This window comes from Streptomyces sp. AK02-01A, from assembly GCF_033795305.1.
In the GTDB taxonomy this organism is placed as follows: domain Bacteria; phylum Actinomycetota; class Actinomycetes; order Streptomycetales; family Streptomycetaceae; genus Streptomyces.
In genome coordinates this window covers 1-26,202 of the sequence record NZ_JARBAE010000008.1, presented here as the reverse complement: position 1 = coordinate 26,202, position 26,202 = coordinate 1, and the positions used below count along the sequence as shown (strand labels likewise).

Here is a 26,202-nt window from a genome sequence, read left to right as displayed (position 1 = left end):
ACGACCAATGACTGAAGGAACCATGCACCGATCAGCCTCGCGACTCACTCGCATACTCGCCTGCGCAGCCGTTCCGGTGATGCTCGTCGTCGCCGGCTGCTCGTCCGAATCCGACAGCAAGAGCGACGCGGACGGCTCCTCCGCCGCGCCGAGCGCCGAGCCGTCCGCGACCGTCGCGCCCGCCAAGTACAGCGGGCTGCCCGACGTCTGCAAGACGATCGGCGGCAAGACGATCGGCTCGCTCGTCCCGAAGGTGAAGGTCAAGGGCGGTACGGCCAGCAAGTCCACCGATGTGACGTCTCGCAGCCGCTGCTCGTGGAACGGTCTGGACGACAACGGCGTCAAGGGCTCGCAGTACCGCTGGCTCGATGTCTCCCTCATGCGCTACGACTCCGACGCGTCGCTCGGCAGCGGTGCCGCGCGCGCCGGCGAGTACTACACGAAGGAGATCGCGGACGCGCGCGGCACCGAAGGCGCCAAGGACGTCAAGTCCGCTGCGGCGAGCGGCATCGGTGACCAGGCGACAACGGTCACGTACACGCTCAAGAAGACCGACGAGGACTTCGCGTACGCCACGATCGTGGCCCGTACGGAGAACGTCGTCGTGACTCTCACCTACAACGGCACGGGCTACGCGGGCGCGAAGTCGCCGAGCGTCTCCGAGATGTCGAAGGGCGCGGTGACGGCCGCCAAGGAGGCGGTGGCGGCGATCGCCGACGGCTCCGGTCAGGTGCCCACCACCGAGGACACGTCCAAGGCGAGCTGAGGACCGTCGCACAATCTCCGGCGGCGGTCTTTTCCTCCCGCTTTCCCACGGGCCGGGACCGCCTTCGAGGGCCCGGCTCCGCTCCCCGCGCCACGCCGTGCGCACACATGTGCCAGGCTGTGCTCGCCAGATGTCGGGCCGACGCGTACCTGTGGTCGCGTGCCTGATGTCGAATACAGGACCGGAATACACGTCGCACGCCGGGTCGGACACGGGTCGAGTACGGGGAGGGGATCGCGGGTGGCCGCGATGCAGCTGACACGCACGCACCGGATACTCATCGGGGTGGTGGTCACCGGAGCGGTGATCATCGCCGCGATAGGTTTCGCGGGGTCGTACGCCGCCGTACGCGAACTGGCCGAGGAGAAGGGCTTCGGCAGGTTCTCGCTGGTGTTCCCGATCGGCATCGACGCGGGCATCTGCGTCCTGCTCGCGCTCGACCTCCTGCTGACCTGGATCCGTATCCCCTTCCCGCTGCTGCGCCAGTCGGCATGGATCCTGACGGCCGCCACCATCGCCTTCAACGGCGCGGCGGCCTGGCCGGACCCGCTGGGCGTCGGCATGCACGCGGTGATCCCGCTGCTCTTCATCGTCTCCGTCGAGGCCGCGCGCCACGCGGTCGGCCGGATCGCGGACATCACCGCCGACAAGCACATGGAGGGCGTACGCCTCACCCGCTGGCTGCTCTCGCCGGTGCCCACGTTCAAGCTGTGGCGCCGGATGAAGCTGTGGGAGCTGCGTTCGTACGAGCAGGTCATCAAGCTCGAACAGGACCGGCTGATCTACCAGTCGCGCCTCCAGGCCCGGTTCGGCCGCAACTGGCGCCGCAGAGCGCCCGTCGAGGCGCTGATGCCGCTGCGGCTCGCCAAGTACGGCGTACCGCTCGCCGACACCGCGCCCGCTGGTCTGGCCGCCGCCGGTATCGACCCGGCGCCGCTGGCGGCCGCGCCCGTCCTGGCCGAACTGCCCGCCGGACAGGACGCGACGCCGGATCCCGCCGAGCAGCGGACACCGGCCCAGGCTCCGGCCCGGCCCGAGGCGCAGCCGCAGCCGCAGCCGCAGGCACAGATACCGGCCCAGCCTCAGATACCGGCCCAGCGCACCGGTGAGCAGACCCAGGCCACCGAGCCGGTCCAGACCACCGGACCGCAGCAGACGGACCAGCCGGCCGCCGCGGTGAGCCCCTGGTTCGCGGCGCCGCAGGTGCCGGAGGGCGCGTACGAGGGCGCGTACAACCCGACCTATGTCGAGGGCCTGGAGCCCACGCCGGTGATGATCCCTTCGGGCCCCGGCCGCAGCCGCCCGCTCGGCGGCGTCGGACAGGGACCGCAGCAGGCACCTCCGTACGCCGAGAGCGGCCAGGGGCCCGAGGGCCGGACCGGGCCCGGCAGCGACATCGCGGACCTCGCCGATATGGCCGTCGCCGGTGACGCCCTCGGCCAGGACCAGCCCGAGGACCTGCCCGTCCCCGGCCTGCCCGACGACCTCTCCCGCGAGGAGGCGTACTTCAACGCCTTCCGGAAGTACGTCAGCGAGCACGGCGACTTTCCCAACGCCCGCCAGTTCGGCCTGTACTTGATGGACCTGTACGGCATCACCGGCCGCACCGGCGGCCCGCTGAGCGAGAGTTCGCTCCGGACCTATCTGCGCGACTTCCGCTACCGCTACCAGTCGGAGCTGGACGCCGAACACATCGCCTGACCGGCCGGACGACGACGGGCCCTCACCCGGCTCAGCGGATGAGGGCCCATGGAGCGGAACGAACCGCGCGGTCAGGCGCCGAGCAGCCTGCGCACCCGCTCCGCACCCACCGCCAGCAGCAGTGTGGGCAGCCGCGGCCCCGTGTCCCGGCCCACCAGCAGCCGGTACAGGAGAGCGAAGAAGGTCCGCTGCGCGACCTTCAGCTCCGCCGTCGGCCTGGCATCCGGCGCCAGCCCTTCCATCATCTTCGGCACGCCGTAGACCAGGGTCGTCAGCCCGTCCAGCGACCAGTGGCTGTCCAGCCCCTTCAGCAGCAGCCGCAGCGACTCAACCGCCCGCTCGTCCAGCGAGCCGAGCAGCTCCTGGTCCGGCTCCGCGCGCACGATCGTCCGCGCCTCCGCGGGCACCTGGCTGGTGATCCAGTTCTCGGCCCGGTCGAGCCGTGGACGCACCTCGTCCAGCGAGGACAGCGGACGCTCCGGATCCAGCTCGCTCAGGATCCGCAGCGTCTGCTCCTCGGCGCCGGCGGTGATGTCCACGACCGAGGCCAGCGTGCGGTACGGCAGCGGGCGCGGCGTGCGCGGCAGCTCACCGGCCGCCGTGCCGGTGGCGCGCGCGTACGCGGCGGCGTCGGCCGGCAGGACCGAGCCGTCGCTGACCTTCCGCTCCAGCGCGTCCCACTCGTCGTACAGCCGCTGGATCTCCTGGTCGAAGGCGATCTTGAACGACTGGTTGGGCCTGCGCCGCGCGTACAGCCAGCGCAGCAGCGGCGCCTCCATGATCTTCAGCGCGTCGGCCGGGGTCGGCACGCCGCCCTTGCTCGACGACATCTTCGCCATCCCGGAGATGCCCACGAAGGCGTACATCGGGCCGATCGGCTGGACACCGTCGAAGATCTCGCGCACGATCTGTCCGCCGACGACGAACGAGGAACCGGGCGAGGAGTGGTCGACACCGGACGGCTCGAAGATCACGCCCTCGTACGCCCAGCGCATCGGCCAGTCGACCTTCCAGACCAGCTTGCCGCGGTTGAACTCGCTCAGCAGCACCGTCTCGGAGAAGCCGCAGGCCGCGCAGGTGTAGGTCAGCTCCGTCGTCTCGTCGTCGTACGAGGTGACGGTGGTCAGGTCCGTGCCGCAGTCACCGCAGTACGGCTTGTACGGGAAGTAGCCCGCGGAACCGCCGCCGCCGTCGTCCTCCCCGGCCGCGCCGGAGCCCTCGGCGGCCTCCAGCTCGGCCTCCTCGGCCTTCTTCTGGCCCTGTGCCTTGCCACCCTTGGCCTGGGCGGGCTTGTCCTTCGTCCGATAGCGGTCGAGGATCGCGTCGATGTCCGCGCGATGCCTCATCGCGTGCAGGATCTGCTCGCGGTAGACCCCTGACGTGTACTGCGCCGTCTGGCTGATCCCGTCGTACTCGACACCCAGCTCGGCCAGCGACTCGGTCATCGCGGCCTTGAAGTGCTCGGCCCAGTTCGGATACGCCGATCCGGCGGGCGCGGGCACCGAGGTGAGCGGCTTGCCGATGTGCGCGGCCCATGACTCGTCCGTACCGGCGACACCCGCCGGCACCTTGCGATACCGGTCGTAGTCGTCCCAGGAGATCAGATGCCGGACCTCGTGGCCCCGCCTGCGGATCTCGTCGGCGACCAGGTGCGGGGTCATGACCTCGCGCAGATTGCCCAGGTGGATCGGGCCGGAAGGAGACAGACCGGAGGCGACGACGACCGGTTTGCCAGGCGCACGTCGCTCCGACTCGGCGATGACATCGTCCGCGAAACGGGAGACCCAGTCGGTCTCGGTGCTCTGAGCCACGATCGGCACGTCCTTCTTTCTCGTACGCCCAAGGGCTTTTCGTACGCCCGACACATCCGGCGACGTCTGACGACAGCCATTCTCCCAGGTCCCTCCGACAGAGCGAAAACGGTTAAGAACCCCGTGGGATACTGGGCACGACTCCCCGCACCCGACAGGAACGGCACCAGCCCATGGCCTCGGTCACCTCCCTCGCTTCGACCGTCGATCAGCGCATCGCGGACGCCCTCTCGGCAGCTCTGCCGGAGGCCGGTACCGCGGACCCGCTGCTGCGACGCAGCGACCGGGCCGATTTCCAGGCCAACGGCATCCTGGCGCTCGCCAAGAAGCTCAAGGGCAATCCGCGCGAGCTGGCGACACGGGTCGTCTCCGCGCTCCCGGCCAATGACGTGATCAAGGATGTCGAGGTCTCCGGACCCGGCTTCCTCAACATCACCGTCTCGGACCGGGCGATCATCGAGACCCTCGCGGCCCGCGCGGCGGACAGCCGGCTCGGAGTTCCGTACGCGGAGCGGCCGGGCACGACCGTCATCGACTACGCGCAGCCGAACGTCGCCAAGGAGATGCACGTCGGACATCTGCGGTCCGCCGTGATCGGCGCCGCGATGGTCGAGATCCTGGAGTTCACGGGCGAGAAGGTGGTGCGGCGCCATCACATCGGCGACTGGGGCACCCAGTTCGGCATGCTCATCCAGTATCTGATCGAGCACCCGCACGAGCTGGACCACCAGGACGGCGCGGACCTCGAAGGCGAGACCGCGATGTCGAATCTCAACCGCCTCTACAAGGCCTCGCGCGCGATCTTCGACTCCGACGAGGAATTCAAGGTCCGCGCCCGGCAGCGGGTCGTCGCTCTCCAGGCGGGCGACAAGGAGACCCTCGCTCTCTGGCAGCGGTTCGTCGACGAGTCGAAGATCTACTTCTACTCGGTCTTCGACAAGCTGGACATGGAGATCCACGACCCCGACATCGTCGGCGAGTCCGGCTACAACGACATGCTGGAGGAGACCTGCCGTCTGCTGGAGGAATCCGGCGTCGCGGTCCGCTCCGAGGGCGCGCTCTGTGTCTTCTTCGACGATGTCCTGGGTCCGGACGGCAACCGGGTGCCGCTGATCGTCAAGAAGTCCAACGGCGGCTACGGCTACGCGGCCACCGACCTCTCCGCGATCCGCGACCGGGTGGGCGGCCTCGACGCGACGACCCTGCTGTACGTGGTCGACGCGCGCCAGTCGCTGCACTTCAAGATGGTCTTCGAGACCGCGCGCCGGGCCGGCTGGCTGAACGACGGCGTCCAGGCCGTCCAGCTCGCGTTCGGCACGGTGCTCGGCAAGGACGGCAAGCCGTTCAAGACCCGTGAGGGCGAGACCGTCCGGCTGGAGGACCTGCTCGACGAGGCGGTCGAGCGGGCGACGGCGGTCGTCCGGGAAAAGGCGAAGGACCTCAGCGAGGAAGAGATCGCCGAGCGCGGTACGCAGGTGGGCATCGGCGCGGTCAAGTACGCGGACCTGTCCACGTCGGCGGCCCGCGACTACAAGTTCGACCTGGACCAGATGGTCTCGCTGCACGGCGACACCTCCGTCTACATCCAGTACGCGCACGCCCGCATCCAGTCCATCCTCCGCAAGGCGGGCGACGCGGTGCCGGTCGCGCATCCGGAGCTGGCACTGGCCACGGCCGAGCGGGCGCTGGGCCTGCATGTGGACCAGTTCGGCGAGGTGCTCGCCGAGGTCTCGTCCGGATACGAGCCGCACAAGCTGGCCGCGTACCTCTATCAGCTCTCCTCGCTCTTCACGACGTTCTACGACCAGTGCAAGGTGCTGGACGAGAACAACCCGGCGGAGCTGGTCGAGAACCGCCTCTTCCTGTGCGACATCACGGCCCGCACCCTCCGGCAGGGCCTGGCGCTGCTCGGCATCCGGGCTCCCGAGCGCCTCTGAGATCTCCACGACTGCGAGGCCCCGCCGGTCCGTGACCGGCGGGGCCTCGCGGTCGGCGTCCGTGTCGCGCCGCCGGTCCGCTTCTCCGCCTCGCCGCACGGCGGACAGTCGTACGCGACAGCCTCGAATTGCTCCGGCCATCCACCGATTCGTCCCTCTCTGTTAACGAAAAATCCACCGGTGGTTCACAATTGACTTGCCCTCAGAAGCCTCAGCCGGATACACCTACCTCCACGACCTGGGGAGGGACGCCATCGCTGTGGGGGGCAGTTCCCGCCGTGCCCTGAGCCGGCGGCATTCCAACGACGCGACCACGCGCACCGCCGTGCTCGGCATGAGCCGCTCCTGATCCCGGGTTCCTTCACGTTCTCTCAGGAGGCAGCATGCCTACCCAGGCAAGACCCGGGGCCCCGTGGTCCCGTCGGATCGCTCTCACGGCCGCGCTGAGCTGCGCCGGGCTGCTGGTGAGCGGCTCACTGGCGGTCACGGCCACGGCGGACGAGCCGGGCGCGGGGCCGCAGGGCACCGTCACTCTTCCCGCACCGTCAGCCGCCGACCGGCCCACCTTCACCGTCCCGGGCCGCGCCACCGCCGACGTTCCCGCATCCGGACGCCTCTCCGCCGGGCGGGCCGCGGCGGACAGCGCGGCCCAGCGCGCCGACCTGAACGGCGACGGCTCCGGCGACCTGGTGTACCGCCTCAACTACGGCGAGGTGTTCACCGACTGGGGCTACGGCGGCGCGGTGGCGATCGGCGCCGACGACTCCGAGGTCAAGGACCTGATGCTGCCGGGCGATCTGACCGGCGACGGCAGGCCCGACCTTCTCACCGTGACATCCACCGGCGCGCTGCGGCTGCACAGCGGAGCGAACGCCACCAGCGACGGCGGGCTGACCTCGTACACCACGCTCAGCACCGGCTGGCAGGCGTACAACAAACTGTTCGTACCCGGCGATCTGACCGGTGACGGCGCACCGGACCTGCTGGCCCGCAGCACCGCGGGACTGTTCCTCTTCCCGGGCACGGGCACCGGATTCACCGCCGGGATCCAGGTCGGCGGCGCCGGCTGGAGCCAGTTCGACCAGCTCGTCGGCGTCGACGACCTCACTGGCGACGGCCTGGCCGACATCGTCGCGCGCAACTCCACCGGGCTGTACGTCTACCCGGGCAACGGCAGCGGCACCGGCTACCCGTTCCAGGAGCGGACCCAGATCGGCGGCACCGGCTGGCTCCAGTACAACCAGCTTCTCGGTGGCGCGGACTACGACGCCAACGGCACCGCGGACCTGGTGGCCCGCTCGTACGACGGCACGCTCTACTTCTACGAGGGCAACGGCGACGGCACTCTCGCCGCCCGGCAGGAGATGGGCACGGACTGGGGCACGGTGACGCAGTTCGCGGGCTCCGGCAACCAGCCGAACTTCGGCAAGAGCGGCGTCTTCGCCCGCACCGCCGACGGCACTGTCTACTACTACGAGGCGACCGGCACCGGCCGGCTCTCCGCGAAGTACCTGATCGGCGAGGGCTGGGACCGCTCGCTGTCGCGGCTCATCCACGCGGTGTCGCTGCGCGCGAACGGCATCTCGGACCTGCTGGAGCACAGCACGTACGACGGCCATCTGTACAACGACGGCCTCTACGCGGCGTCCGACCCGGAGATCGCGGGCGGCTCGAAGCTGTACAACCTCGTCCTCGGCCCCGGCGACCTCAACGGCGACGGCAAGGGCGATCTGCTGGCCCGCAGCTCCACCGACCTGTACTTCTACGCGGGCAACGGCAACGGCCTGTCGGTACAGGGCCGTGTCGAGATCGGCGGCAGCGGCTGGATGCAATTCAACCAGATCGTCGGCGCCGGTGACCTCACCGGCGACGGCCGCGCGGACCTCGTGGCCCGCAGCACCAGCGGCCTCTTCCTCTACGCCGGCACCGGCAACGCCGCCTCGCCCTTCGGCGCCAAGGCACAGGTCGGCGGCACCGGCTGGAGCCAGTACACCAATCTCGCCGCGCCCGGTGACCTCAACGGCGACGGCATCGCCGATCTGCTGGCCTCGAACTCGGCGGGCGAGCTGTACTTCTACGCGGGCACCGGCCTGGCGGCCACGCCCTTCAAGGAGCGCGTGAAGATCGGGACGGGCGGCTGGAACCAGTACGCCGACCTGGTCTGAGCCGGACCGTACGGCCGGGCCGGCTCCGGCCGTACGCAGGCGGCCGGCTTCCGCACGGAAGCCGGCCGCCTGCCCTGGTGAGATCCTCGCGGAGTCTTGCTCAGAGCTTCCGCAGTTTCTGCGCGACCTCCGTCGCCCAGTAGGTCAGGATCATGCCCGCGCCCGCCCGCTTGACGCCGGTCAGCGTCTCCAGGATCGCCGCGTCGCGGTTGATCCAGCCCTTCTCCGCCGCCGCCTCGACCATCGCGTACTCGCCGGAGATCTGGTACGCCGCGACCGGCACATCCACCTCGGCCGCGATCCGCGCCAGCACGTCCAGATACGGCAGCGCCGGCTTGACCATCACCATGTCGGCGCCCTCCGCCAGGTCGAGCGCCAGCTCCCGCAGGGACTCGCGCGCATTGGCCGGGTCCTGCTGATAGGTCCTGCGATCACCCTTCAGCGAGGAGCCCACGGCCTCCCGGAAGGGACCGTAGAACGCCGACGCGTACTTCACCGTGTAGGCCAGGACCGACACGTCCTCCTTGCCGATCGTGTCCAGCGCGTCGCGGACCACGCCGACCTGGCCGTCCATCATCCCGCTCGGGCCCACCACATGGACACCCGCGTCGGCCTGGACCTGCGCCATCTCGGCGTAGCGCTCCAGCGTCGCGTCGTTGTCGACGCGCCCCTGGTCGTCCAGCACACCGCAGTGGCCGTGGTCCGTGAACTCGTCCAGGCACAGGTCGGACATGATGACCAGCTCGTCGCCGACCTCCGCCTTCACCGCGCGGATACCGGCCTGGAGGATGCCGTCCGGGTCCGTGCCCGCCGTCCCCACCGCGTCCTTCTTGGCCTCCTCCGGGACGCCGAAGAGCATGATCCCGGAGACTCCGGCGGTGGCCGCCTCCACCGCCGCCTTGCGCAGGGTGTCCAGCGTGTGCTGGACCACTCCGGGCATCGTGGAGATGGGAATGGGCTCGGCGATCCCCTCCCGTACGAACGCGGGAAGGATCAGATCCGCCGCGTGCAGCCGCGTCTCGGCGACCATCCGCCGCATCACCGGATTGACCCGCAGCCGCCGGGGCCGCGAACCGGGAAAAGAACTGTGCGAAGTCACGTGCGCCTCCTGCGCGATCCGGGCCGGCGCTCGCTCGGCCTGGTGACGTGTTCACCCGCCTCGACCGCCGCGGCCCGGCGCGCCGCACCGAACGCGGCGAGCGCCTCGGCCAGTTTGTGCACCGACGGCTCGGGCGAGAGGACGTCGACGCGCAGACCGTGCTCCTCGGCGGTCTTCGCCGTCGCGGGGCCGATACACGCGATCACCGTCACGTTGTGCGGCTTGCCCGCGATCCCGACCAGATTCCGCACGGTCGACGACGAGGTGAACATGACGGCGTCGAAGCCGCCGCCCTTGATGGCTTCACGGGTTTCCGCCGGCGGCGGCGAAGCGCGCACCGTCCGGTACGCCGTGACGTCGTCGACCTCCCAGCCCAGCTCGATCAGGCCCGCCACCAGGGTCTCGGTGGCGATGTCGGCGCGCGGCAGGAACACCCGGTCGATCGGGTCGAACACCGGGTCGTACGGCGGCCAGTCCTCCAGCAGACCGGCGGCGGACTGCTCACCCGACGGCACCAGGTCGGGCTTCACACCGAAGTCGACCAGGGAGGCGGCGGTCTGCTCGCCCACCGCGGCGACCTTGATCCCGGCGAAGGCGCGGGCGTCGAGCCCGTACTCCTCGAACTTCTCCCGTACCGCCTTCACCGCGTTCACCGAGGTGAAGGCGATCCACTCGTAACGGCCGGTGACCAGACCCTTGACCGCGCGCTCCATCTGCTGCGGCGTGCGCGGCGGCTCGACCGCGATCGTCGGGACCTCGTGCGGGACCGCTCCGTACGACCTGAGCTGATCGGAGAGCGAAGCGGCCTGTTCCTTGGTCCGCGGGACGAGGATGTTCCAGCCGAACAGCGGCTTGGACTCGAACCACGCGAGCTGGTCGCGCTGGGCGGCGGCACTGCGCTCACCGACCACGGCTATGACGGGCTGGTGTCCGTCCGGCGACGGCAGCACCTTGGCCTGCTTGAGCGTCTGCGCGACGGTGCCGAGCGTGGCGGTCCAGGTGCGCTGGCGCGTCGTCGTACCCGCGACGGTGACGGTCATCGGGGTGTCCGGCTTGCGGCCCGCCGCGACCAGCTCACCGGCGGCGCCGGCCACCGACTCCAGGGTGGCGGAGACGACGACCGTGCCGTCGCTGGCGCCGACCTCGGCCCAGCAGCGGTCGCTGGCGGTCCTGGCGTCCACGAGACGCACGTCCGTGCCCTGCGCGTCACGCAGCGGCACCCCGGCGTACGCGGGCACACCGACCGCGGCCGCGATGCCGGGGACGACCTCGAAGGCAATGCCCGCGGTGGCGCAGGCGAGCATCTCCGAGCCCGCGTCGCCGTCCAGCCCCGGGTCCCCGGTGACCGCACGGACCACCCGCTTGCCGCCCCTCGCGGCCTCCATGACAAGATTGACCGCATCCCGGATCGCGGGGATCCCGGCGGTTTTTGACGCATCGTCAACAACTGTCAGTGCTGGCGTGCTCACACCCGCCCTGGCATGGCTGCGTACGACGTCGAGCACATCCGGCTCGGCGATCAGTACATCCGCCCCCGCGAGCGCCTCGACGGCGCGGAGTGTCAGCAGGCCCGGATCTCCGGGTCCGGCACCGAGGAAGGTGACGTGCCCCGATGCGGAGTAGGCCGAAAGGTCAGAGGTGGTGGGGCTCAATGTGCTCGCTCCCCCATAAGACCGGCCGCACCCTTGGCGAGCATCTCGGACGCGAGTTCGCGACCGAGCGCGACGGCGTCGCCGAGCGACGTGGGTACGGGACCGGTGGTGGACAGCTGCACCAGCGTCGAGCCGTCGGTGGTGCCGACGACGCCGCGCAGGCGCATTTCGTTGACAACCTGTCCGTCGGCCAGCAGGTCGGCCAGCGCACCCACAGGTGCGCTGCAGCCGGCCTCCAGGGCGGCGAGCAGGGAACGCTCGGCGGTCACGGCGGCCCGGGTGTACGGGTCGTCGAGCTCGGCGAGCACGGCGGCGAGGTCTGCGTTGACCGCGGCGCACTCCACTGCGAGAGCCCCCTGGCCGGGGGCGGGCAGGACGGTGTCGACCGGCAGGAAGTCGGTCACCTCACCGATCCTGCCGATCCGGTGAAGCCCCGCCGCGGCGAGCACGACGGCGTCGAACTCCCCGCTGCGGACATGTCCGATCCGGGTGTCTATGTTTCCCCGGATCGGGACGGTCTCGATGGCGAGGCCGTGGTTGCGGGCGTACGCGTTGAGCTGCGCCGTCCGGCGCGGCGACCCCGTACCCACCCGGGCGCCCCGGGGCAGCCTGTCCAGCGACAGCCCGTCCCGCGCGATCAGGACATCCCGCGGGTCCTCCCGGCGCGGCACGGCGGCCAGCGTCAGCTCGTCGGGATGGGCCGTCGGCAGGTCCTTGAGGGAGTGCACGGCGAAGTCCACCTCGCCACGCAGCAGCGCCTCGCGCAGAGCGGTGACGAAGACGCCTGTACCGCCGATCTGCGCGAGATCCTCGCGGGAGGTGTCGCCGTACGTGGTGATCTCCACCAGCTCCACCGGCCGGCCGGTCAGCTCACGCACCGCCTCCGCCACAAGCCCGGACTGGGCCATGGCGAGCTTGCTGCGTCTGGTTCCCAGTCTCCATGGCTTCTCGGGCCTCAGTGACTTCTCGGTCATACTCGCCCTCTGCCTACACCGTCGGTGTCATTCAGGTCGGCCCGGCTGACGGCGGCGACCGTCTGCGGGTCGAGGTCGAAGAGTTCTCGCAGCGCGTCCGCGTATCCGGCGCCGCCGGGCTCGCTGGCGAGCTGCTTGACCCGCACGGTGGGCGCGTGCAGGAGTTTGTCGACGACGCGGCGCACGGTCCTGGTGACCTCGGCCCGCTGCTTCTCGTCCAGATCGGGGAGCCGGCCTTCGAGACGCGCGACCTCACTGCTCACCACATCGGCGGCCATGGCGCGCAGCGCGACCACGGTCGGCGTGATGTGCGCGGCGCGCTGGGCGGCGCCGAAGGCGGCCACCTCGTCGGAGACGATCGTGCGGACCTGGTCGACATCGGCGGCCATGGGCGCGTCGGCCGAGGCCTCCGCCAGCGACTCGATGTCCACGAGCCTGACCCCGCCGAGGCGGTGCACAGCGGCGTCTATGTCCCGGGGCATGGCCAGATCGAGCAGCGCCAGCGGCGCCTCGCGCCCGTACAGCGCCGCCTCGATGTCGGCGGCGGTCAGTACCAGGCCGGTCGCGCCCGTACAGGACACCACCAGATCGGCCTGTGCCAGCTCGTCACCGACAGCGCCCATCTCCACGGCGCGCGCGGTCACGCCCGTGCCGCCGGGCTCCGTGAGGATCCGTACGAGCCGGTCGGCGCGCGCGGCCGTGCGGTTGGCGATGACGATCTCGTCCACGCCGGCCCGTGCGAGTGTCGCGGCGGCCAGCGAGGACATCGAGCCCGCGCCGATCACCAGTGCCCGCTTGCGCTTGGCCCAGGCTTCCACGGCCGCACCGGCGGCGAGCTGCTCCAGGCCGAAGGTGACGAGCGACTGCCCGGCCCGGTCGATGCCGGTCTCGCTGTGGGCCCGCTTTCCGACCCGCAGCGACTGCTGGAACAGATCGTTGAGCAGCCGGCCGGCGGTGTGCAGGTCCTGGCCCTGCGCCAGCGCGTCCTTGATCTGCGCGAGGATCTGCCCCTCGCCGACGACCATCGAGTCCAGCCCGCAGGCCACCGAGAACAGATGGTGGACGGCCCGGTCCTCGTAGTGCACATAGAGATAGGGAGTGAGCTCTTCCAGGCCGACGCCACTGTGCTGCGCGAGCAGCGTGGACAGCTCGGCCACTCCGGCGTGGAACTTGTCGACGTCGGCGTACAGCTCGATGCGGTTGCAGGTGGCGAGCACGGCGGCCTCCGTCGCGGGCTCCGCCGCGAGCGAGTCCTGCAACAGCTTGACCTGCGTGTCGGTGGGCAGCGACGCACGCTCCAGCACGCTCACCGGCGCGGTGCGATGGCTCAGTCCGACGACCAGAAGACTCATGCCGGCATCACCGCGGGAACATCCCCGTCGGGTCCCTTCCGGGTCGTCGCGACGCCGTCCGTCGCGCTCTCCACGGCACTGTCCCGCTCGACGGGCGGCGGGACCACCTCCGCCGCGGCTTCCTCGCCGGCCTTGCGCTGCTCGTGGAAGGCGAGGATCTGCAGCTCGATGGAGAGGTCGACCTTCCGCACGTCCACACCGTCCGGCACGGAGAGCACGGTCGGCGCGAAGTTGAGGATCGACGTCACACCGGCGGCGACCAACCGCTCACAGACCTGCTGGGCAGCGCCCGCCGGGGTGGCGATGACCCCGATCGAGACGCCGTTGTCGCTGATGATCCTCTCCAGCTCGTCCGTGTGCTGGACCGGCATTCCGGCGACCGGCTTGCCGGCCATCGCGGGATCGGCGTCTATCAGCGCGGCCACCCGGAAACCGCGGGACGCGAAACCGCCGTAGTTGGCCAGCGCGGCGCCGAGATTACCGATACCGACGATCACAACCGGCCAGTCCTGGGTCAGCCCCAGCTCGCGGGAGATCTGGTAGACGAGATACTCGACGTCGTAGCCCACGCCCCGGGTCCCATAGGAACCGAGGTACGAGAAGTCCTTCCGCAGCTTCGCGGAATTGACCCCGGCCGCGGTCGCGAGTTCCTCGGACGAGACAGTGGGGACGGATCGCTCCGAAAGAGCGGTCAGCGCCCGCAGATACAGCGGAAGCCTGGCGACGGTGGCCTCGGGGATTCCTCGGCTACGGGTCGCCGGTCGGTGAGTTCGGCCAGTTGCCACGGTGCTCCTGCGGGATGAGCGGGGCTGCAGGCGGCCGTATGTCCCAGGACCGCCCCGTCGAATGCAGGCTATGTCTTTGTGAACGCGTGCACAAAGATTGTGTCCGTTTTGTCCGTGCAAAGTGACCGGCGTCACGCGTCCGGATCTCGCGATCCCGGAACCGGCGACCGGATCATCCCGTTGCACATACGAAGGGGGCAATGCCGTACACACTCCTCACGAATACGCCCCCGCGACCGCTCTCCGCGTCCTTCCGGGACCGGCCCCGGAATCTCCGGCGGCGACTGCCGGACCGTGTCGGGATCCGGACCGCGACCTCCCGGAGAGACCCGGCGAAGCGCCCACGATGGTAACCGTCTTTTCGGTCAGGCCCCCAGTTCACGACGGAGCCGGCCGGCGTCCACCCGCCAGAACGTGTGCTGCTCCCCGTCCACCAGCACCACCGGGATCTGCTCCCAGTACGCGCGGTGCAGCGCCTCGTCCTGGGTGATGTCCTTCTCCTCCCAGGACGCGCCCGTCTCCGCGCACACCGCCTCGACCACCGCTCGGGCATCGTCACAGAGATGACACCCGGGCTTCGAGACGAGTGTCACCAGCCGCTCGGCAGCCGTTCTCTCGGTCTTCTTCGTCGTACGCCGCAACAGAGGACTCATACAGCCATTCTCCGCCTCCGCGCGGACCCGAGTCGCCGGTCGTCCACAGCCCGGTCCTGATAGCCCGATTAACGCATCGGTCGCGGAGAGTTCACCCCACCGCGTCCCCGCCCGTCAGGAAGTCCCGAACAGACTGGCTATGCTCACGATATGGCCGCACTGGGATGGCTCACCCCCCGCAAGCGCTCCGCCACAGCCAGGAGCGTGCTCGCGGGCGAGGCCGCAGCCGAAGCAGGGCTCAAGTCGACACAGGAGCCGCACGAGACCGACACCGCTGCCGCCGCCATGGCCGCCGTGGTGCCGGACTTTCCCGTTTTCGGGGACGCCCGCGCCGCCGCCTTCTTCGATCTCGACAACACCGTGATGCAGGGCGCGGCGATCTTCCACTTCGGCCGCGGCCTGTACAAGAGGAAGTTCTTCCAGCGCCGCGAGCTCGCCCGGTTCGCCTGGCAGCAGGCCTGGTTCAGACTGGCCGGCGTCGAGGACCCCGAGCACATGCAGGACGCCCGCGACAGCGCCCTGTCCATCGTCAAAGGTCATCGCGTCTCCGAGCTGATGTCCATCGGCGAGGAGATCTATGACGAATACATGGCCGACCGCATCTGGCCCGGCACCCGCGCCCTCGCCCAGGCCCACCTCGACGCGGGCCAGCAGGTCTGGCTGGTGACGGCAGCGCCGGTGGAGACCGCGACGATCATCGCCCGCCGCCTCGGCCTGACCGGCGCCCTCGGCACCGTCGCCGAATCGGTCGACGGCGTCTACACCGGCAAGCTCGTCGGCGAACCGCTGCACGGCCCGGCGAAGGCCGAGGCCGTCCGGGCACTGGCCGCGGCCGAGGACTTCGACCTGGACCGCTGCGCCGCGTACAGCGACTCGCACAACGACATCCCGATGCTCTCGCTGGTCGGACATCCCTACGCCATCAACCCGGACGCCAAGCTCCGCAAGCACGCGCGGCGGCTGGAATGGCGGCTGCGCGACTACCGGACCGGCCGCAAGGCCGCCAAGGTCGGCATCCCGGCAGCGGCCGGAGTGGGCGCGCTCGCCGGCGGCACCGTCGCCGCCGTGGCCCTGCACCGCCGCCGCAGGTAGCGCCACCGGCGATCCCGCACTCACTCCGCACGGCCCCGGCTTTGGCTCCGGGGCCGTACGCACGTGTGCGCGCGCACCGTCCGGACGTTCTACCCGTACGACCCGCGCGACACTCCCGGCGCACTCACTCAGGCACAACCCATCACGCGACCAAACAGATCTTGACGCAATCTGACTAATAAACGGTCACCATGTGCGACTTGATGCGTCGCCTAGGCGGCACGGAAGCGACGTAATCGATGATTTGAGCAACTGGGTGTAGCGCTGCCTGTACGAAGCGTTATTCTCCTCAGACGCATACCGGACCCCACACGTCGCCACGACGAGTGAATGGTCCCGCACTGCACGTGATGGAAGCTCTGCCTCTGGGAGTCCCGTGTACCCACACGTCGGGGTTGACGCCTCGGGCCTGGCTACGCTGCGCGCAACGGTCCTCGACCACTTGCGCGGCTTCGTCCCCACCGCGTACGCCGTACCCGCCTTCGCCGCACCGGCCCCTGCCGTGAGCGGCCCTATCGGATCTTGCTATGCCCTGGCGAACGGCGGTGCGGCGGTCGGCAGACGGGGAAGCCGAAGCAGCGCCGCCGCCTCGACCACCGCTCGCCGGCCCACCGCCGACAGCGACAGCGCCCGCATGATGGAACTCGTCGAGCGGGCCCAGGCCGGTGAGGCCGAGGCCTTCGGCCGGCTGTACGACCAGTACAGCGACACCGTCTACCGCTACATCTACTACCGCGTGGGCGGGAAGGCGACCGCGGAGGATCTCACCAGCGAGACGTTCCTGCGCGCGCTGCGCCGGATCTCCACCTTCACCTGGCAAGGGCGCGACTTCGGCGCCTGGCTGGTCACCATCGCAAGGAATCTGGTCGCCGACCACTTCAAGTCGAGCCGTTTCCGACTGGAAGTGACCACAGGCGAAATGCTCGACGCCAACGAGGTCGAGCGCAGCCCCGAGGACTCCGTGCTGGAGTCCCTTTCGAACGCGGCGCTGCTGGAAGCCGTACGGAAACTCAACCCCCAGCAGCAGGAGTGCGTCACGCTGCGCTTTCTGCAGGGACTCTCGGTCGCCGAAACGGCCCGGGTCATGGGGAAGAACGAAGGAGCGATCAAAACCTTGCAGTACCGGGCTGTCCGCACGCTGGCCCGGCTGCTCCCGGAAGACGCACGCTGACCGCCACTCACCGCCCGTACCGCCGCCCCGCTCCGTCCGCCTCCGTGTATCTCCGTCCACCTCCACCACGGACTCAACTCACAGTCGGTGACGCCTCGATGACGCGCTGGTCCGATCATCCGTCGCGCGTAACCCAAGTGCCGCGCCGCTCGTTGTGCGGGATGCAGGCTCCCTGCGGTCACGCCATGCCCGCAGCCACTCACTCAATCGTGTGGATGTGCTCAAGGCGTGCAACCTTCCGGACCCCCAGGGGAGTCGATCGTCATGACGAGAGGAGGTGCCGCCAGTGATCGCGAACATTTCGGCACACCGGCGGGCGAACGCCTTCGCCCAGGCCCTGGAAGACCAGACGGTCCAGGGCGCGGCGGCCGAACAGCCCGCCGAGTCGGCCGAACCGGCCGAACAGGGGCGGCTGTTGGCCCTGGCGAGTGGTCTCGGCGACCTGCCGAAACCCACGCTGGACCCCGAGGTCAAAGTGGTGCAACGGGCACAGCTCGTGGCAGCCATGGAGGCCATGCTGCTGGAGGGCACAGCGGCCGGAGGTGCGTCGTCGGGCCCTGCCGTGCCCGAGCAACGGAAACCGGGCCGGGGCGCCCACCGGGCCTCCCCGCTCCGGAAATTGCGCCCACGAACGCGCTGGTCCAAGAGCCTCGCGGCCGGCGGACTCACGGTCGGTGTGGCGGCCGGCGCGTTCGGCGGAGTGGCAGCCGCCAGCTCCGACGCTTTGCCGGGTGACTCGCTGTACGGGCTGAAGCGTGGCATGGAGGACTTCAAGCTCAATTTGGCGGACGACGAATCCGACCGCGGCGAGCTGTATCTCGACCATGCCTCGACCCGGCTCAGCGAAGCTCGCCGGCTGATGGAGCGCGGCCGTTCCGGCCAGTTGGACCACGAATCCCTGGGCGAGATCCGACGCACTCTGAGCGGTATGAAACACGACGCCACCGAGGGCCATCGCCTGCTTCACCAGGCATACGAACGGGACGGCTCGCTCGGCCCGATCGCCACCCTCTCGTCGTTCTCCGCCTCGCACCGCCAGGCGTGGAACGGGCTCCGCGACCGGCTGCCGGTCCAGTTGACGGATGTGGGCAACGAGGTCAACTCGGTGTTCGACGCCATAGACGAAGAGGTCGCTCCGCTGCAGTCACTGCTGCCACCCGCCCGCGAGACCCGGGGCGCCACCCGGCCCGGCTCCACCCAGGACTCCTCCGGCGCCGACCGTACGAACCATCCCTCGCCCTCCTCACCGAGCGGGAACGACGGCCGCTCGCGTTCCAGCGACAGACCGAACCCGTCGGGGACAGGCTCCGACAGCTCGGCCGGAGACGGTTTCTTCGACGGCGGCCTGCTCGACCCGCCGTTGAACAGCGTCACCCCGTCACCGTCCGAGAACAGCCCCGTCCAGCCCGGTCCCGACGTCACCATCCCGCCGCTACTGCCCGACCTGCTGCCCGGCCTGGGCTTCGACGCCGAAGACGACGGCTAGGACGACTAGCCGACTAGAACGACTACGACAACTAGGACGGCTACGACGACTAGGACGCGTTTGAGACATAGCGTCGTCATGTCCCAGGGGCGTATGAGCAGGCGGTACAGGGGTGAGGCGCGGTACTCCTCGGGGGAGTACCGCGCCTCGGCCATTTCTCACGCCTGATGTCAGCGGCCGGACGTCAGAAGAAGACGGACCGCCGCTGCACCAGCAGCTTGTACAACGTGTGCTGGATCTGCTCCCGTACCTGATCCGTCAGATTGAACATGAGCATCGGGTCCTCCGCCGCCTCCGGCGGATAATTGTCCGTGGGAATCGGCTCGCCGAACTGGATCGTCCACTTCGTCGGCAGCGGAAGCACTCCCAGAGGACCCAGCCAGGGAAACGTCGGCGTGATCGGGAAGTACGGAATACCCAGCAACCGCGCCAGCGTCCTCGCGTTGCCGATCATCGGATAGATCTCCTCGGCCCCCACGATCGAGCAGGGCACGATCGGCACTCCCGCACGCAGAGCCGTCGAGACGAACCCGCCACGGCCGAAGCGCTGCAGCTTGTAGCGCTCGCCGAACGGTTTCCCGATGCCCTTGAAGCCCTCCGGCATCACCCCGACGACCTCGCCGCGCTGCAGAAGCCTTTCCGCGTCCTCCGCGCACGCCAGGGTGTGACCGGCCTTCCGCGCCAATTCGTTGACCACCGGCAGCAGGAAGACCAGGTCCGCGGCCAGCAGCCGCAGATGCCGGTCCGCCGGATGGTTGTCATGGACGGCGACCTGCATCATCAGCCCGTCCAGCGGCAGCGTCCCGGAGTGATTGGCCACCACCAGCGCCCCGCCGTCCGACGGGATGTTCTCGATGCCCTTCACCTCGACCCGGAAGTAGTTCTCGTAGAGCGGCCGGATCAACGACATCAGGACCTGGTCGGTGAGTTCCTTGTCGTAACCGAACTCGTCGACCTCGTAATCACCGGTGACCCGTCGGCGCAGAAACGCCAGCCCGCCGGCGATCCGCCGCTCCCAGCTACTCCCCGTGTCCCGCGACCCGGCCTCACCGGCCGCGTCCGGGCCGCCGAAAGCCCCGGCCTCGGCATCCTCCGGCACTCGCTCATCGGCCGCACGGTCCTCCGTCGCCTGTTCCGGTGGCCGCTCCTTCGCCGACGGCTCCGGCACAGGCGTCAGCGGACCCTGTTTGCGGCCCTGCCCCTGTCCCAGCGAGCGCTTCGCGGCACCGTCCTTGGCCTGCTTGGGCCGGCCGCCGGCGGAGGCACGCCTCGACCGCGGTTCGTCGCCGAAGGGAATGACCTTGGCATCGGCCATATCAGGAGCGCTCCTTGCTGACGAGAGTGGAGAGCCGGTCGACCGTACGAGCCACAGCCTCGGGCGGCAGCAGCCCGGCGCCCCGGCCGCGCGCGAAGTCCGCGAAAGCCTCCGCCGTCGTATACGTGGGCACAAAACCCAGTGTCTCGCGCATCTGGTCCGTACTCACAACTCTGCCGTGAGTCAGCAGCCGGATCTGCTCCGGCGAGAAGTCCGTCATCCCGATCGTGCGCAGCGCCGAGCCGACCCAGGTCACGGCGGGCAGCGGGACGGGCACCGTGGGCCGCCCCAGCCGCCGTGAACACTGCGAAAGCAGCAGCACACCGTCACCGGCGATATTGAACGTCCCGCTGTTCAGCGTCCCGCGCCGCGGCTCGTCCGAGGCGATCAGCAGCACATCGATGACGTCGTCCTCATGGACGAACTGCAATCGCGGGTCAAATCCGAAGACCGTCGGCAGAACCGGCAGCGAGAGATATTCGGCGAACGGAGAATCCGCGGCGGGCCCAAGGATGTTCGCGAACCTCAGGACACAGACGGCCACATCCGGCCTGCGCCGCGCGAAGCCGCGTACATATCCCTCGACCTCCACGGCGTCCTTGGCGAAACCGCCGCTCGGCAGCGATTTGGGCGGTGTGGTCTCGGTGAAAACCGCCGGGTCGCGAGGCGCCGAGCCGTACACGCTCGTACTGGACTTGACCACCAGACGCTTCACGGTCGGCGACTTCTGGCAGGCGCCGAGGAGCTGCATCGTGCCGATGACATTGGTCTCCTTGACCGTGGCACGACTGCCGGTTCCCAGCGGAGTACCCGTCACATCCATATGGACGACGGTGTCGACATGATGCTGGGCCAGGACTCTCGCTATGGCGGGCTGGCGGATATCGGCCTGAATGAATTCCGCGGCACCGAGATGGTGCTCAGGAGGGACCGCGTCCACAGCGATCACCCGATCCACGTCGGAATCGCGTTGCACGCGTCGTACGAAACGGCCTCCGAGCTGCCGGGCCGCTCCGGTCACGAGCACGACCTTGCCCAAGATCAGCGCCTTCCCCTAGGTCTTCCACGTCCTGTCCGGTCGATCGTCGTGGATCAGCCCGGGGCGTCTGGTGCGGCGCATCGCCAGGCGGAGGATCGGCGTCGTCGATGGACGGACGTACGTGGACGACTCCGGCAACGCAGCGAGGTGCCGTACCAGGCGTCGCCGGCCCGCGAAGACCGACCGGACAGCGCCTAAGCGTCACCGTAGCCGGTCGGCATTGCACGGGGATGACCACGCGACACGCTTGACGGCTTATTTGGCCGAACAAAGACCGCGGCCCCTCCACCAGAACGGTGGAGGGGCCGCGAATTGCACGAACAGCCGCCGCTTACTTCTTGTTGCGACGCTGAACGCGGGTGCGCTTGAGCAGCTTGCGGTGCTTCTTCTTGGCCATCCGCTTACGCCGCTTCTTGATAACAGAGCCCACGACTACCCTCGCTCACTTCTCTTCACTCGGTGCGGGGCGTCTGGGCCCACACGACCTACGTCGGCCTAGCCTACCCGTCGCCGAGTGAGGGACGTAATCCGAGGGCACGCCCTAGGCCCTGTCTGACACATCCCGCCTGGCCTGCGACGCCTGGCACGCACGCTCACCGCGTTGTCGGAGTCATCCGAGTACGTCCAGTACACGGATGATCCTCCGCCTTGGGATCGCACGCACCAGACGTCGCGGGCCCCGCCCTCCGGGCGGACGGCGCTAGGTGTCAGACACGCCCTAGGCCGACTCAACCCCCACAAAGGACTCGCGGAGGTACTCGTGAACCGCTTGCTCCGGCACCCGGAAAGACCTGCCCACCCGGATCGCCGGCAGATGACCACTGTGCACCAACCGGTACACGGTCATCTTCGACACACGCATCACCGAGGCGACCTCCGCCACGGTAAGGAACTTGACCTCGTTGAGAGGCCTCTCGCTGCCAGCAGCCATGACCCACCTGTACCTTCCGCACACGACGGCCACCGGCTTCCCCTCCGGTAACTCTTCGTCGCTGTGCGCTCACACCCCAGACTAGGGGCGGGTGATACGAGTGGGGAAGAGGAGTAGCCTTCGGCCGCCTACTGTGACAGACACGCTCGATTGAGTACATAGCGAGTAAGCGGCCGGTAGTAAGCCGATCGCACCGCATCATCAAGCGGAACAGCCACGGACACTCGTCCCTCCGCCTCTCCGACGAACAGCGCGGGATCGTCCGTATCGGCCAGGCCAATGGCCTCAATCCCGAGCTGACCTGCGCCGCAGACCCAGCCATGGTCCCCGACGACCAGCTCGGGAAGCGGCCCGCCGGCCTCCGCCAGCCCGTCCAGCGCCACCCGAACCGGCAGCGGTGAATGGGTGTGCGCGCCGGGCTCACTCCCGGCGCACCCGGCTCCTGGTTCCCGCACCAACGCCACACCCCCTACGTAGCCGAGGTTGTACGTGCGTACGCCGAACCGGGTCGTTATGTCGATACATCTCCCCTGCGCCGGGGTGAGGACGAGACATCCCGCCGCCGACAAAGCGTCTGCGAGACCTGCGTAGAATCCAAGCAATCGGTGCGGATGTCCCGTCCCGAACAGCACCGGGACCCGGTGCGCCGCGGCTTGGCGCAGCCGCTCGGCGAACGCGTCCAGCGCGCTGAGCGTCCGCTCCGGATCGATCACATCCGGACCTGACACATGATCGGGATCGCTCGAAACCCCACACTTCTCGGCCATGAGCTGGAGCAAGTCCCGTTCGGCCCACGCCCATTCGGGATCAAGTCCGAGCGTCACACGCGGATCGCGAGCAGCGAAGAGACGGTAGCTGCGCAGGCTCTCCTCCCGCGACGTGGCCACGGGACCGGCCAGCCTGGCCGCCAGTAGATGCGCCCGCAGCGCTCCGGTGCTCAACACCCTGCCGATGGTCCCGGTTCCGGCGCCTCTCCGGGGCGGAACCCTGGATTCTCCGCACAGTTGGCGTAACAGCCGGCGGCAGACGGACCCGTTCCGGAAGACTCTCCGCCTCCCCGGCGGGCCTTCGCTCACGGAGGATTACGGGAACAGCCCTCAGGCCAGCAGCCCTCGCAGCGGGAACACGGCCTTCCGCGTAGCCAGGATCGCCTGGTCCAGCCGGTCCGCCGGATCGTAACCGCTCTCCCACGACCGCCAGCCCGGTGTCCGTCCGTCCGTCATCCGCCCAGGTCCCAACTGGCGTGTCCGTGCGTACACCTCGTCCCGCCACGACGCCGGTATCACCGACTCCGGATCGACCGGCTCATGCGCCGCGATGCCCACCAGATGCGTCCAGGACCGCGGCACCACATCCACCACCGCGTAACCGCCGCCGCCGAGCGCGACCCACCTCCCGCCGTCGGCGTGCTCGTGCGCCAGGTCGTGGCAGGCCTCCTGCACCGCACGCTGCGCGTCCAGCGACACGGCCAGATGCGCCAGCGGGTCCTCGAAGTGCGTATCCGCGCCGTGCTGGGTCACCAGCACCTGCGGCCGGAAGTCCGCCAGCAGCTCGGGCACCACCGAATGGAACGCCCGCAGCCAGCCCTCGTCACCCGTCCCGGCCGGCAGCGCCACATTCACCGCGCTGCCCTCGCCCGCTCCGGCGCCGGTCTCCTCCGGCCAGCCGGTGCCAGGAAAAAGCGTCCGCGGATGCTCGTGCAACGAGACCGTCAGGACGCGCGGATCCTCCCAGAACACAGCCTGCACACCGTCTCCGTGATGCACATCCACATCGATGTAGGCGACCCGCTCCGCACCCAGCTCAAGCAGCCGTGCCACGGCCAGTGCGGCGTCGTTGTAGACGCAGAACCCGGAGGCGGAGCCCGGCATCGCATGATGCAGTCCGCCCGCGAAGTTGACAGCATGAGCGGCCTCGCCGTGCCACACCGCCTCGGCGGCACCGACCGATTCACCGGCGATCAGCGCCGACGCCTCATGCATCCCGGCGAAGGCCGGGTCGTCCATGGTGCCGAGACCGTACGAACCGTCGGCGGACCGCGGATCCAGCGAGACCCGTCGTACCGCGTCCACATAGTCCTGATGGTGCACGAGCCGGAGCGTCGAATCGCCGGCGGCCGGCGCGGACACCACGTCGACCGCTCTGTCCAGCCCGTACGCCCGCACCAACCCCATGGTCAGCGCCAACCGGACCGGATCCATCGGATGGCTGGACCCGAAGTCATAACCCGTTACTGCGTCATCCCACATCAACAGTGCGCGGCCGCTCATGCCCGCCACCGTATCGGGCCGGACCCGCTCCGAACGAGCGGGCGTACACCAGGGTCACCAGGATCATCACCATCGGCACCAGCATCGCGCCCCGATAGCTCCACGCGTCGCCGAGCGCCCCCACCAGCGGGGCCCCGATCAGAAAACCCACATAGTTGAAGATATTGAGCCGGGCCACCGCGGCATCGCTGGCAGCGGGAAACAGCCGCCCGGCCGCTGCGAAGGTCTGCGGCACGATCACACACAGCCCGAGCCCCAGCGTCGTGAATCCGACGATCCCCACCCAGGCCCCAGGCGCCAGCGCCACCACCGCGAACCCGGCCGCCGCCAGCAGCGCCCCGCCCCGTACAACGGCCACCGCTCCGAACCGCCGCACGCCGAGATCTCCGGCCGCACGCCCCAGCAGCGTGGTGACCATATAGGCGTTGTACGGAACGGTCGCCAGCTCCTCCGAGCCGCCCAGCACATCCTGGAGGTACTTCGCGCTCCAGTTCGACACCGTCGAATCACCGATGTACGCGAAGGCCATGACAAGGCAGAGCGGCAGCAGAAGCCTGAACACGACCGGCTTGCCGCCGTGACTCTTCTCCACGCTGTCCACGGCACCGCCCGCCCGCTCGCGCTCAGCATCCACGTACCAGCGGCTCCCCACGAGCACGGCCGACAACAGCACCGCCACCGCGGGCAGATAGGACATCAGCAGCGACCAGTCCCAGTGCGCTCCCGCCCAGGCCAGCGAGGCCCCGGTGATCCCGCCAAGGCTGTACGCCGCATGGAAGCCCAGCATGATGCTGCGCCCGTACGCCCGCTGAAGGCTCACTCCGAGCATATTCATCGACGCGTCCAGCGCGCCGACCGCGAGCCCGAACGCTCCCAGGGCCACCGCGATGTGCCACAGCCGGTCTCCCGCTCCGACGCCGAGAAGAGCCAGCAGTACGACAGGCTGCGCCCATCGCAGCAGCACTCCCGGCCGCACCCGCGCCACAAGCCTTTCGGTGACAACACTGCCGAACCCGGCGAGGACCGGCACCGCGGCGAGAAACGCCGGAAGGAGCCCGTCGGATATGCCGTACCGGTCCTGGACGGCTGGGATACGAGTCACGAGAAGAGCGAAGGTCACCCCCTGGACGAGGAAACTCAGCGCAAGGGAGACCCGGCCGTGCCGTAAACGCGCATCCGTCATGGCCGGACAGCGTAGGGCGCCTCGCTACCCGTGGGTAGACGGATCAGGCAACGGATCGGCCAAGCAGTTCCGGCAGTCGCGCCATCCTGGAGAAGTATCCGGTCGCCCCGGTCAGCTTCTCGGCGGGTGTCATCGCGGTGAACGCGTACACATCCATGCCCGCGGCCCTGGCGGCCGCGACCCCGAGCGGGCTGTCCTCCACGACCGCGCAGCGCTCCGGAGCCACTCCCATCCGCTCGGCCGCATGGAGAAAGAGATCCGGGGCCGGCTTACCTCGTCCGACGTCCTGCGCGCTGAAGACAATGTCGTCTCCGAACCAACGGTCCAGGCCGGTTTTACGGTGCCCGACCCGGATCCGCTCATGGCTGCCGGACGAGGCGACGCAGTACGGCACTCCGTCGGCGGCCAGCTTCTCCAGCACCTCGACCGCGCCGGCGACCGGCTCCAACTCTCTTTCGAAAGCGGCGAAGACTCTGGCGTGCAGAGTGTCGTCGAAGTCCGCGGGCAGCCGCTGCCCAGTCCGCTCCTCCACGAAGTCATGCACGCGATGGACGGCGGCTCCCATGTAGTCCCGCAGGGAGTCCTCGTAGGACGTGGGATGGCCGAGCTCGGTGAGATAGGCGGCCAGAATGGTGTTGGAGAGGGGCTCGCTGTCGACGAGGACACCGTCATTGTCGAAAATGATCAGCTCGTAGCGCATACCTCGACCCTAAACCGGTCCTGAACGCAGGAATGCCCTGTACCTAAAGGCACAGGGCATTCCCACAACAATTGTTCGGCAGCGTCCTACTCTCCCACAGGGTCCCCCCTGCAGTACCAT

Annotated in this window: 22 protein-coding genes; 7 read left to right on the top strand and 15 right to left on the bottom strand. The window is 69.2% G+C overall.

Going from position 1 to position 26,202, the window contains the following annotated elements; genetic code table 11:
- Positions 1-22: 22 nt before the first annotated feature.
- Both PV679_RS10720 and PV679_RS10715 read left to right on the top strand, forming a co-directional pair.
- On the top strand, positions 23-766 hold the full coding sequence (locus PV679_RS10720) for a DUF3558 domain-containing protein (RefSeq protein WP_319679894.1): 744 nt from the start codon (positions 23-25) through the stop codon (positions 764-766).
- 240 nt (positions 767-1,006) lie between these two features.
- A complete protein-coding gene (locus tag PV679_RS10715) occupies positions 1,007-2,467 on the top strand; it encodes a DUF2637 domain-containing protein (RefSeq protein WP_319679893.1) in 1,461 nt (486 codons plus the stop codon).
- 71 nt (positions 2,468-2,538) lie between these two features.
- On the opposite strand, the gene lysS is transcribed toward PV679_RS10715, so the two are convergent.
- Complete coding sequence (gene lysS, locus PV679_RS10710; RefSeq protein ID WP_319679892.1) at positions 2,539-4,287, bottom strand: lysine--tRNA ligase; 1,749 nt, start codon at positions 4,285-4,287, stop codon at positions 2,539-2,541.
- Between the two features lie 164 nt (positions 4,288-4,451).
- Here lysS and argS point away from each other — a divergent pair, with 164 nt between their 5' ends.
- The gene (gene argS, locus PV679_RS10705) at positions 4,452-6,215 is read left to right on the top strand and encodes an arginine--tRNA ligase (protein ID WP_319679891.1); all 1,764 of its coding nucleotides are present in this window, start codon (positions 4,452-4,454) and stop codon (positions 6,213-6,215) included.
- 383 nt (positions 6,216-6,598) lie between these two features.
- The gene (locus PV679_RS10700) at positions 6,599-8,380 is read left to right on the top strand and encodes an FG-GAP repeat domain-containing protein (RefSeq protein WP_319679890.1); all 1,782 of its coding nucleotides are present in this window, start codon (positions 6,599-6,601) and stop codon (positions 8,378-8,380) included.
- A gap of 100 nt (positions 8,381-8,480) precedes the next feature.
- Here the strand turns inward: PV679_RS10700 and hemB are convergent, their stop codons facing one another.
- The 6 genes from hemB to PV679_RS10670 all read right to left on the bottom strand — a co-directional run bounded on the left by hemB (position 8,481) and on the right by PV679_RS10670 (position 14,895).
- Positions 8,481-9,479 carry a porphobilinogen synthase gene (gene hemB, locus PV679_RS10695; RefSeq protein ID WP_319679889.1) on the bottom strand — a complete coding sequence of 333 codons (999 nt, stop codon included), beginning with the start codon at positions 9,477-9,479 and terminating at the stop codon, positions 8,481-8,483.
- Positions 9,476-11,131: a bifunctional uroporphyrinogen-III C-methyltransferase/uroporphyrinogen-III synthase gene (locus PV679_RS10690; protein WP_319679888.1), complete on the bottom strand. Its 1,656-nt coding sequence runs from the start codon at positions 11,129-11,131 to the stop codon at positions 9,476-9,478. The genes hemB and PV679_RS10690 overlap by 4 nt, the downstream gene beginning before the upstream one ends.
- A complete protein-coding gene (gene hemC / locus PV679_RS10685) occupies positions 11,128-12,105 on the bottom strand; it encodes a hydroxymethylbilane synthase (protein WP_319679887.1) in 978 nt (325 codons plus the stop codon). Before hemC ends, PV679_RS10690 begins: the two co-directional genes overlap by 4 nt.
- On the bottom strand, positions 12,102-13,457 hold the full coding sequence (locus PV679_RS10680; RefSeq protein WP_319679886.1) for a glutamyl-tRNA reductase: 1,356 nt from the start codon (positions 13,455-13,457) through the stop codon (positions 12,102-12,104). The genes hemC and PV679_RS10680 overlap by 4 nt, the downstream gene beginning before the upstream one ends.
- Complete coding sequence (locus PV679_RS10675) at positions 13,454-14,242, bottom strand: redox-sensing transcriptional repressor Rex (protein WP_319679885.1); 789 nt, start codon at positions 14,240-14,242, stop codon at positions 13,454-13,456. The genes PV679_RS10680 and PV679_RS10675 overlap by 4 nt, the downstream gene beginning before the upstream one ends.
- Positions 14,243-14,607: 365 nt before the next feature.
- Positions 14,608-14,895, bottom strand: a complete 288-nt coding sequence (locus tag PV679_RS10670; protein WP_319679884.1) for a glutaredoxin family protein — start codon at positions 14,893-14,895, stop codon at positions 14,608-14,610.
- A gap of 150 nt (positions 14,896-15,045) precedes the next feature.
- Between PV679_RS10670 and PV679_RS10665 the strand changes: the two genes are divergently transcribed.
- The 3 genes from PV679_RS10665 to PV679_RS10655 all read left to right on the top strand — a co-directional run bounded on the left by PV679_RS10665 (position 15,046) and on the right by PV679_RS10655 (position 18,644).
- A complete protein-coding gene (locus PV679_RS10665) occupies positions 15,046-15,987 on the top strand; it encodes an HAD-IB family hydrolase (RefSeq protein ID WP_319679883.1) in 942 nt (313 codons plus the stop codon).
- Positions 15,988-16,363: 376 nt separating this feature from the next.
- On the top strand, positions 16,364-17,158 hold the full coding sequence (locus PV679_RS10660) for an ECF subfamily RNA polymerase sigma factor, BldN family (RefSeq protein WP_319679882.1): 795 nt from the start codon (positions 16,364-16,366) through the stop codon (positions 17,156-17,158).
- 286 nt (positions 17,159-17,444) lie between these two features.
- Positions 17,445-18,644, top strand: coding sequence for a DUF5667 domain-containing protein (locus PV679_RS10655; RefSeq protein WP_319679881.1), 1,200 nt, complete (start codon positions 17,445-17,447; stop codon positions 18,642-18,644).
- A 184-nt stretch (positions 18,645-18,828) separates the two neighbouring features.
- Here PV679_RS10655 and PV679_RS10650 read toward each other — a convergent pair whose 3' ends face one another.
- The 8 genes from PV679_RS10650 to PV679_RS10615 all read right to left on the bottom strand — a co-directional run bounded on the left by PV679_RS10650 (position 18,829) and on the right by PV679_RS10615 (position 26,082).
- Positions 18,829-19,959, bottom strand: a complete 1,131-nt coding sequence (locus PV679_RS10650; RefSeq protein ID WP_319679880.1) for a lysophospholipid acyltransferase family protein — start codon at positions 19,957-19,959, stop codon at positions 18,829-18,831.
- 1 nt (position 19,960) lies between these two features.
- Positions 19,961-20,998 carry an NAD-dependent epimerase/dehydratase family protein gene (locus PV679_RS10645; protein ID WP_319679879.1) on the bottom strand — a complete coding sequence of 346 codons (1,038 nt, stop codon included), beginning with the start codon at positions 20,996-20,998 and terminating at the stop codon, positions 19,961-19,963.
- Between the two features lie 331 nt (positions 20,999-21,329).
- Positions 21,330-21,428 (bottom strand): 30S ribosomal protein bS22, encoded by a 99-nt coding sequence (locus PV679_RS10640; RefSeq protein WP_003948845.1) that lies wholly within the window; start codon positions 21,426-21,428, stop codon positions 21,330-21,332.
- A 288-nt stretch (positions 21,429-21,716) separates the two neighbouring features.
- Complete coding sequence (locus tag PV679_RS10635; RefSeq protein ID WP_014046653.1) at positions 21,717-21,929, bottom strand: helix-turn-helix domain-containing protein; 213 nt, start codon at positions 21,927-21,929, stop codon at positions 21,717-21,719.
- A gap of 128 nt (positions 21,930-22,057) precedes the next feature.
- Positions 22,058-22,873 (bottom strand): phosphatase, encoded by an 816-nt coding sequence (locus PV679_RS10630; RefSeq protein WP_319679878.1) that lies wholly within the window; start codon positions 22,871-22,873, stop codon positions 22,058-22,060.
- A gap of 153 nt (positions 22,874-23,026) precedes the next feature.
- Positions 23,027-24,199 carry an acetoin utilization protein AcuC gene (locus tag PV679_RS10625; RefSeq protein ID WP_319679877.1) on the bottom strand — a complete coding sequence of 391 codons (1,173 nt, stop codon included), beginning with the start codon at positions 24,197-24,199 and terminating at the stop codon, positions 23,027-23,029.
- Positions 24,168-25,382 carry an MFS transporter gene (locus PV679_RS10620; RefSeq protein ID WP_319679876.1) on the bottom strand — a complete coding sequence of 405 codons (1,215 nt, stop codon included), beginning with the start codon at positions 25,380-25,382 and terminating at the stop codon, positions 24,168-24,170. Before PV679_RS10620 ends, PV679_RS10625 begins: the two co-directional genes overlap by 32 nt.
- A gap of 43 nt (positions 25,383-25,425) precedes the next feature.
- A complete protein-coding gene (locus PV679_RS10615) occupies positions 25,426-26,082 on the bottom strand; it encodes an HAD family hydrolase (protein ID WP_319679875.1) in 657 nt (218 codons plus the stop codon).
- Between the last annotated feature and the right edge of the window lie 120 nt (positions 26,083-26,202).

What these genes read in the sequence shown, in the direction of transcription:
- argS (WP_319679891.1), top strand. Translation starts at nt 4,452, where the DNA reads ATGGCCTCGGTCACCTCCCTCGCTTCGACCGTCGATCAGCGCATCGCG.
- PV679_RS10625 (WP_319679877.1), bottom strand. Translation starts at nt 24,199, where the DNA reads ATGAGCGGCCGCGCACTGTTGATGTGGGATGACGCAGTAACGGGTTAT.
- PV679_RS10620 (WP_319679876.1), bottom strand. Translation starts at nt 25,382, where the DNA reads ATGACGGATGCGCGTTTACGGCACGGCCGGGTCTCCCTTGCGCTGAGT.
- PV679_RS10635 (WP_014046653.1), bottom strand. Translation starts at nt 21,929, where the DNA reads ATGGCTGCTGGCAGCGAGAGGCCTCTCAACGAGGTCAAGTTCCTTACC.
- PV679_RS10665 (WP_319679883.1), top strand. Translation starts at nt 15,046, where the DNA reads ATGGCCGCACTGGGATGGCTCACCCCCCGCAAGCGCTCCGCCACAGCC.
- PV679_RS10650 (WP_319679880.1), bottom strand. Translation starts at nt 19,959, where the DNA reads ATGGCCGATGCCAAGGTCATTCCCTTCGGCGACGAACCGCGGTCGAGG.
- PV679_RS10720 (WP_319679894.1), top strand. Translation starts at nt 23, where the DNA reads ATGCACCGATCAGCCTCGCGACTCACTCGCATACTCGCCTGCGCAGCC.
- PV679_RS10680 (WP_319679886.1), bottom strand. Translation starts at nt 13,457, where the DNA reads ATGAGTCTTCTGGTCGTCGGACTGAGCCATCGCACCGCGCCGGTGAGC.
- hemC (WP_319679887.1), bottom strand. Translation starts at nt 12,105, where the DNA reads ATGACCGAGAAGTCACTGAGGCCCGAGAAGCCATGGAGACTGGGAACC.
- PV679_RS10615 (WP_319679875.1), bottom strand. Translation starts at nt 26,082, where the DNA reads ATGCGCTACGAGCTGATCATTTTCGACAATGACGGTGTCCTCGTCGAC.
- PV679_RS10700 (WP_319679890.1), top strand. Translation starts at nt 6,599, where the DNA reads ATGCCTACCCAGGCAAGACCCGGGGCCCCGTGGTCCCGTCGGATCGCT.
- PV679_RS10670 (WP_319679884.1), bottom strand. Translation starts at nt 14,895, where the DNA reads ATGAGTCCTCTGTTGCGGCGTACGACGAAGAAGACCGAGAGAACGGCT.